Annotated in this window: 1 protein-coding gene; it reads right to left on the reverse strand. The window is 41.6% G+C overall.

The window, feature by feature from the left end; translation table 11 throughout:
• Nucleotides 1-3,081: class I SAM-dependent methyltransferase (locus ABD769_RS24865; protein WP_344854064.1), on the reverse strand; the 3,081-nt coding region annotated here is incomplete at both ends.

Here is a 3,081-nt window from a genome sequence, read left to right on the forward strand (position 1 = left end):
AAACGGAGGCATCAAAGGATATAGAGGCAAATTGAAGGTTCCGGTCGTTCTCATTCACTTCAAAAATATCTTTCTGACTCTGTATGGTATTCACAACGCCCCCATGTTCCACCAGTACACCCTTAGGTTTGCCCGTAGAACCCGATGTATAGATCACATAGGCCAGATCATGACTTCCGATTGGCAGACCGAGGGATAAATATCCATATTTATGGATCTGCCTAAGGTCATATTGATGCTTTTTCTTTTTCGATCCGCCTAACTTTTTACTTTTATCAACTTTGAGCAAAGCATCATAACGATACCGTGTCAACTCATTTGAAACTGTATGAATCTTATTGCTATATTGCGCGCTTACCAATCCTATATCCGCCGATACCAAATCATTCAGATAATCCCGTGATATAAATAATTCAGCCGACATATCTGTTTTTACGCGGTAGCCTTTTAAGTCGTTCGACTTTTTGAATTCTGTCAGGTCCTCAATAAGGGATTCTCTTTTGTCTTCATCCATCAGGTCACCCAGAAAAACAATACCGGTATCCTTCATTTTTGAAATAGCCTTGATCAGGATGTCACGAAGATAGTTATGACCATCAAAACATTGGATTACACTATTGATAATAACCAGATCAAAGCCGTCCTCACCCAACTGATCTATTTCATCGGCCGCCATACAGGACAATATAATATTGGTATAACCGTGTGCTTCGACCTGCTTACCAGTATTTGACAATATGGAGGAGGAAAGGTCGGTACCAACATATTTACCTACGTAAGGTGCTATGTGAAACATGGTCAACCCAGATGAGCAGCCAATCTCCAGCACCTTCATGTCCTGATGTAAATATGCTTTTAACTTTAAATAAGCATTTTCACTATATTCATCCATCTCTGTTTCACTCAGGTACTCACCGGTATAACTGCTTATCCATCCCCCACCTGATATAGTATCAACTGCTATTTCTCCAATGTGGTCCCAAAGGTCTTTCCGCATCAACATACTTCTTTGCAGGCCCCGCTCTGAATATATATCCTCACTGTCCATGCAGACCACATGTTCAATTCCACGGCCTTTCCATTGCAGACGGTTAGCAGTCTCGACCAGACTTCCCTCCATAAGCAAAATTTCAATGCCGGCATCCCTGACCATGTAGGACAATCGATCTTCAGGATATTCAGGTTCTAAAGGAACGTATGCTCCCCCAGCCTTCAATATCCCCAGGATCGAAAGGATCAGCATATGTCCCCTATGTTGCAAAACGCCTACCCTATCTTCCCGTTGCAGGTTTAAACCAGTTAAAAAATGAGCCAGTTGAGTAGACAATCTGTCCAGTTCACCATAACTCATGGAACATTTGGGATCATGCACCGCTATCGCATCAGGATTAACCAAACATTGCTTTTCAAAAAGCCCGTGTAAAGTGGCTTTTGTATAATCCAAACTGTTGCCACCAACATATTCTTCAATAAGGTGAATACCCTCTTCTGCGGTTAAAAGGCTGATCCTGGAAAGTAAAACCCCGGGATCATCTAATATAACGGACAATACTTTTTTGAAATGGGCAATAAGGCGGGAGATTGTCGAATGATCATATACAGTTGAATAATATTCTACATTGATCAAAATGTCTTCGTCCCGTTCATTTACATACCATGTCATGTCCACCTTGCTATTGGCTAAAGCAAATTTCACATCAGGCAGGACATCCAAACCTGCGCCCGGGGCCAGGGAGGAAGTATCCAGTTTAGACTGATGGTAGTTCAGCCCGGAAAGAACGACATCAAAAACCGGATTCCTGGAAGAATCCCGCTCGACATTTAACATATCTACTAAATCGTCAAACTGAATATCCTGATTATCATAAGCAGTAATGCTGTTCGATATAACTTCTTTGTAAAACTCATCGAAATGCTTATACCCTGCCGGTGAATTCCTTAAAGGCAGGGCATTGACGAACATACCTACAATATGTTCCAGATCAGGATGTCGACGCCCTGCAATACCGCAACCTATTACTAAATCCTCCTGCCCTGTATATTTATGAAACAGTACATATAGAACAGACAATAAACTCATCTGGAGAGTGCCATTATACTTCTTGCCCAAGTCCTTTAGTTTAGAAGTTAATTCAGGGCCTAGTAAAAACTCCTGGTTTGCTCCCTCGAAGCTAAAAGCAGAAGGGCGGGCATGATCTACAGGAAAATTTAACCTGGGTATATCATCGGGAAACTGCGATAACCAATATTCCCTCTGGTTATCAAATTCACCCTCAGCTATCTTATTATTCTGCCACTCTGAAAAATCTCTGTATTGAAGGCGGAGCTCAGGAAGTTCTTCATTATTGTAAATCTTTATAAAATCGGATATCAACAGCTGATGGGATACGCCATCTGAAATAATGTGATGCACATCTATAGCCAGAAGGTAACCTATTTCTTCTATATGTATAAGAGATGAACGAATCAAAGGGGCCTTGCTCAAATCAAATGAACGAATAAAGCAATCCAGGTAACTTTTTAAATCCTTTAGCGGACATTCATGCTGCACAAGTTCAAAAGGAAGTTCAGCATGTATTTTTTGCCAGGGACTACCATTAATCTTTTCAAACGAAGTCCGAAGACTTTCATGGCGGCTGATCAGTTGCTTCAGTGCCGCTGCTATTTTCTCTGAATCGGCCGTTTCACCAAAGTAATGCGTTAGGGGAATATTATAACTTGTGCTTTGCGGAGCAAACTCATGGAGAAAATATAGCCTCTTCTGTGCTGAAGATAATGCATAATATTCTCTGCATGTTGCTTTTTCAATATCAATATATGCTCTTTTCTTCCCGTCCGAGATTAATCTGGCCTGCTCGGCCAAAACCGGGTGGGCAAATAACCTGCCCAGTTCAACGTGGACCTCAAAACTTCGATGTATCTGACCTGACAAACGCATGGCCTTAAGGCTATGGCCCCCAAGATCAAAGAAATTATCTTTAATACCGATCCGATCCTTTCCAAGGATCTCCTTCCAAATTTCAACAAGTTTCTCTTCAACCTCGTTTTCCGGAGCTACATATTCTGTACCGATGGACAGGC

This window comes from Pedobacter jeongneungensis (assembly GCF_039538295.1).
Taxonomy (GTDB): domain Bacteria; phylum Bacteroidota; class Bacteroidia; order Sphingobacteriales; family Sphingobacteriaceae; genus Pedobacter; species Pedobacter jeongneungensis.